At 64.9% G+C, this 4,829-nt stretch carries 4 protein-coding genes; 1 reads left to right on the top strand and 3 read right to left on the bottom strand.

Annotated elements, in window-relative coordinates; all coding sequences use genetic code 11:
- On the top strand, nucleotides 1-3,070 hold a 3,070-nt coding region (locus EN993_RS31520; RefSeq protein WP_127265714.1), incomplete at its 5' end, for an AsmA-like C-terminal region-containing protein.
- A gap of 41 nt (nucleotides 3,071-3,111) precedes the next feature.
- Here the strand turns inward: EN993_RS31520 and EN993_RS31515 are convergent.
- The 3 genes from EN993_RS31515 to EN993_RS31505 all read right to left on the bottom strand — a co-directional run.
- Nucleotides 3,112-3,993: a sigma-70 family RNA polymerase sigma factor gene (locus EN993_RS31515; protein WP_109668154.1), complete on the bottom strand. Its 882-nt coding sequence runs from the start codon at nucleotides 3,991-3,993 to the stop codon at nucleotides 3,112-3,114.
- Nucleotides 3,994-4,009: 16 nt separating this feature from the next.
- Nucleotides 4,010-4,315: a hypothetical protein gene (locus EN993_RS31510; protein WP_127265713.1), complete on the bottom strand. Its 306-nt coding sequence runs from the start codon at nucleotides 4,313-4,315 to the stop codon at nucleotides 4,010-4,012.
- Nucleotides 4,316-4,438: 123 nt separating this feature from the next.
- The coding region (locus tag EN993_RS31505) for a helix-turn-helix domain-containing protein (protein WP_164757934.1) at nucleotides 4,439-4,829 on the bottom strand (391 nt) is incomplete at its 5' end.

Genomic DNA, 4,829 nt, shown 5'->3' with positions numbered 1-4,829 from the left:
GGCCTCGGTCGATCTCGGGCTGAAGCCGAGCTTCGCCATCGAGGCCAATGGCGCGCAGGTGCAGTTCGACGAGGCGGTGGGCGCCGAGGCCGGCGCCGGCCTGACACTGGATCAGCGCATCGCGGCATTTGAGCAGGCGCTTCTCGACCTGCCGAAGCCGACCATCCCCGGCACCGTCGAGGTCAAGCTGCCAGCGGTGGTGGCCGGCGACACCACGGTGCGCGACGTTCATCTTTCCGCCGAGCCGGTCGATGGCGGCTGGTCGGTGAAATCGCTTGCCGCGACCTTGCCCGGCCGCACCACGCTGGAAGCCGATGGCATGCTCCTGCTCAACGTGGAGGGCCATTTCGGCTTCAACGGTTCGTTGCTGCTGGCCGTGGCGCAACCCTCAGGCTTTGCCGCCTGGCTGTCGAAGGATGTCGACGAGGCGATCCGCCGATTGCCCGCCGCCGGCTTCAAGGCCAAGGTCGAGCTCTCGGAGAAGCGTCAGGCCTTCAGCGATCTCGAACTGATCCTGGGCAAGGCGAAGTTTTCCGGCCGCATCGATTCCAGCCAGCCCGACGACGCCAAGCCTTCGGTGCTGATGCGGCTCGAAGGCGGCGAACTCGATGTGGACGGACTGGCGGCCTTTGCCTCGATCTTCGTCAGTGACAAGGGCGCCAACCGCTTTGCCGACCGCGACCTCGATTTCCAGATCAAGGCTGGGCCGGTCAACGCCGGCGGGCTGACCGCCGACACGGTCGATACCGCACTGAGGCTGCGCGACGGACTGCTCGAAATCGACCGGCTGTCAGTGGGCGGGCTGGCCGGTGCCTCGATCAGCGCCACCGGCAGGATCAAGGATTTCCCGGCAAGCCCGACCGGCAAGCTCGATGCATCGGTGGTTGCCGTCGACCTGAAGCCGCTGATCGACGTCGCGGCCCAGCATTATCCCGACAGTGCCGTGCTCAAGGGACTGGCGAGCCGTGCCGCCGCCTATCCCGAGCTGTTCCAGGATGCGCGCGTCGACCTGGTGGCGAGTGCGGCCGACAATGGCGACGGCACCACGGGCCTGGCGGTGAGCGGGCAAGGCAAGGCCGGCGGCTCGGCTTTTTCCGCGTCGCTGTCGGGGAAGGGGGCGGTGGACAAGCTTCTCGAAGCGCCGGTGGCGCTGACCTTCAACGCCAAAAACCCTGATGCCACCGCGCTGCTGGCCCTTTACGGCCTGCCGGCGCTGCCGCTCGGCATGCTGGGCGAGGCAAGCACGGACATTCAGGCCAAGGGCACGCTTGGCGGCGGCCTGGCGACGAGTTTCAGCCTTGCCGGCGACGACTTCAAGGCCGCTTTCGAAGGCACGATCGCCGATACGTCGCAAGGCCTCGCCGCCAAGGGCAAGCTCAGCCTTGACGCTGCCGACATCGAGCCATGGCTGATGACATCAGGCATCGGCCTACCGGGCATGGGAGCCGGCATGTCGACGTCGCTCGCCGCGCAGGGCGACTATGGCAACGGTCTGCTGGTGCTGGACGAACTCAACGGCGCCATCAACGAAGCGGCGGTGTCCGGCGACGTCAATGTCGATGTGAAGGAGGGGGTCGACGGCAAGGCCGGCGTGCCACATCTGGCCGGTGCGCTGGTGCTCGACGAACTCGACCTCGATCCGATGGCAGTGGCACTGTTCGGCGATTCCGCCTTTCTTGTCGACCAGGAGGGGGCCGACAAGCAAGTGGCCGATAAGAGCGGGGTGTGGCCGGCCACACCGTTCAGCCAGAAATCCAGCCTGCCGTTCACCGCCGACCTCGACCTGACGACGGCAGCGCTCGCCGCCGGCCGGTTCGCCACCGCCTATGATGCCGCCTTTTCGCTCAAGCTCGACCAGGAAGGCATCCGCGTTTCGGATCTGAAGGCGAAATTGCTGGGTGGGGCGCTGACAGGCCTGTTCGAGCTGAAGAACAATGACGGCACAGGACTTTTCACCGGCCAGATGAAACTGGCTGGCGCCGATCTGGCGACCGTGCTGCCGGATGCAGGCATCAGCGGCATCAGCGATTTCTCGACGGCGCTGTCAAGCAGCGGCAAATCGGTCGAAGGGATGGTCGCCGCCTTGTCCGGATCCGGTACGGCGACGCTGAAGAGCTTGCAGGTCGCCGGCGTCAATCCCGATGCGTTCAGTGCGTTCCTCGCCAAGGCGGATGCGATCGGGCGTGACATCGATGCGGCCAAGACCGCCGGCTTCGCGCCTGACATCGCCGCCGATGGCAGTCTCGCCGCCAAGGACACCGACATCGCCTTCACGGTTGCCGGCGGCATGCTGAGGGCGCCGCCCATCAGCCTCGACAATCCGGCTGCGACCTTGTCCGCTGACATCACAGCTGATCTCAACACAGCCATGGTGTCGGCCAAAGGGGCGATCACCTATCGGCCAGGCGACGAGGCCCAGGTCGGCTCCGAACCGGTCGTGAACTTCACCGCCGAGGGGCCGTTCGGCGCCGTGAAGCGGCAGTTCGACAGCGAGCCGCTGGCACAGTTCCTAACCCAGCGCGCGCTGGAGAAGGAGCAGCAGCGCGTCGAGGCGATGCAGGCTGCTCTGCTCGAGAAGCAGCGGCTGCGGCGCGAAGTGCGCTATTACGCGGCGCTGCAGACCGAACGGGACAATGCCGCCGAGGAATTGCGCAAACAGGAGGAAGCAGCCCGGCTGAAAGCCGAGGCTGACGCCAAGGCCAAGGCCGAAGCGGACGCCCAGGCGAAAGCTGAAGCCGACGCCAAAGCTCAGGCCGAAGCGGAGGCGAAAGCCAAGGCTGACTCGGATGCCAAAGCCAAGGCGGATGCGGACGCCAAGGCCGCTGCCGAACAGCAGGCCGCCGACGAAGCGGCCAAGGCACAGGCCGACGAGCAGGAGCGGCAGAAGGCGGAAGAGGCGATGCGCATTGCCTCGCAGGAAAAGGCAAAGCTCGAGGCTGAGCGCAAGGCCGCGCAGCAGGCTCCGAAGATGGAGCGTGCGCCGCTGCCGGAGGCCAACGACAACCCGCCGCCGGCCAAGCCGAAGTCCAATCCGTTCACGCTCGACAATCTGCTGAAGTCGCTGCAGTAGGCAGTAGGCAGCACGAGAGGCCTTTTCGCCCCGAAATCGTTTCAAAGCACGAACAACTCGGCGCCGTCTGCGATGTAGCGGGCGTGGCGGAAATCCCGGATGGTCAAGAGTTTGCCGTCCTTCCAGGCCAGCAGGATGAAATAGGATGGCCGCGCCGCCGGATCATCGCTATCGCGGACGAGGATCGCCGGCCTGTCTTCGACGAAGCCCGGTACGAAACGCCAATCCTGCACTCGGGAATAGTTGCCGAAGTAGGTGCCGACTTCCTTGCGGCCGTTGAGCCGCGTCCTGGCCACCAGCTCCAGCCGGACTTCATCCGCCAGCATGTCGCGCACCGCGTCGAAGTCGCGGGCGTTGAAACGATCGATATAGGCTTCGAGCAACAGACGCTCTGCGTTGCTCAATCTCGGAACAGGGCGGTCGTCCGGTTCGTCCGCAAGATGGCGCAGCCGATGGCGACCACGATGCAGCGCCGCCTTAACCGCGGGAATGCTGGTGTCGAGTGTGGTGCTTATTTCCTGCAGCGAATAGCCCAGAACGTCCATCATGATGACGCTGCTTCGCTGCGCGACGGGAAGGCGCATGAAGGTATGCAGTCCGGCCGCCGCGGCCTGACGGTCGACGGTGGGGTTTGCCGGGTCGACGATCATGTCCGGATCCTCATCGGCAAAGGCCTTTTCACGGGCGCGACGGCGCAGGAAATCGAGTGCAGCATTGTGGGCAATGCGAAACAGCCAGCCTTCCGGGTTGGCGATCGGGCCGGCGTTGGGCAGAGCTTCGAACGCTTTTGTCAGCGCTTCCTGCAGCACGTCCTCACCGTCGATGACCGAGCCCGTCATGCGGGCGCAATAGCGGTGCAGCTTGGGACGCAGTTCGCCGAACAGGCGGGCAAAAGGCTCACGGATCTCGCCAGGAATGTTCATGCGCCTCTGTTCGCCGTTATTGGTCCAGCATCCGGTAATGGCCCACCACGGTCATTTCCTCGCGCTGCGGACGCTCGATCAAGCGATCCCTGATGCCACTCTGAAAGGCCTCGAATGCCGCCAGCCCGGTGATGATGTCGGCATGGGCCTCGGTTTCCGTCTCGACCAGATGGACAAAGGACCCGTCGTTAGATCGCCATGTCATGTAGCGAACGCCTTCCGGCGATTTTTCCCGCAGCTCCAGGAACACGGCCTTGACCAGCCATTCATTCTCGTCGGTCCGTTCCGGCTTCGTCTTGTAGCGTATCAGGTGGCGTTTCATCGCTGTTGTCCTCCTAGTTGCCCTGCGCCTTTGAGGTCGCTCATCTTCGAGACGCTATTGTGAGGCGAAAGGATTCGGGCACTGGGAAATAATTCGTGTCGCCCCACAAAGACGCCGGAGTGTTCACGTGCGATCGAGCAGCCGCCGCAGCATCGGTTCGATGCGTGACAGTTCGTCGAGATGCGCCGCCGACAGCTCGGCCAGACAATCGTCGGCGCGCTCGGTCAACTGCAGCAGCACGCGGCGATGGTCGTCCTTGTCCTGGTCCCTTGCGACCAGTCCTGCCTCGCTGAGGCGGTTGACCAGTTCGACGGCGCTGTGGTGGCGGATGCGCAGGCGTTCCGCGAGGTCGCCAACCGTCACCGGGCCGCCGCCCGGGAATCCCTTGATTGCCAGCAGCGCCTGATGCTGGCGCGGGGTCAGGCCGGCGTCTTCCGCCTGGACCTGGCTGAATTCTAGGAAGCGGCGGATCAGGTAGCGAAACTCCGACAGCCGTTGGTAGTCAGCCTGGCTG

Source organism: Mesorhizobium sp. M7D.F.Ca.US.004.01.2.1 (genome assembly GCF_003997785.1).
In the GTDB taxonomy this organism is placed as follows: Bacteria; Pseudomonadota; Alphaproteobacteria; order Rhizobiales; family Rhizobiaceae; genus Mesorhizobium; species Mesorhizobium loti.
The sequence above is the reverse complement of the archived record's forward strand: the minus strand, read 5'-3'. Positions and strand labels throughout refer to the sequence as shown.

Coding starts and splice junctions, on each gene's coding strand:
- EN993_RS31515 (WP_109668154.1), bottom strand. CDS start 3,993: ATGAACATTCCTGGCGAGATCCGTGAGCCTTTTGCCCGCCTGTTCGGC.
- EN993_RS31510 (WP_127265713.1), bottom strand. CDS start 4,315: ATGAAACGCCACCTGATACGCTACAAGACGAAGCCGGAACGGACCGAC.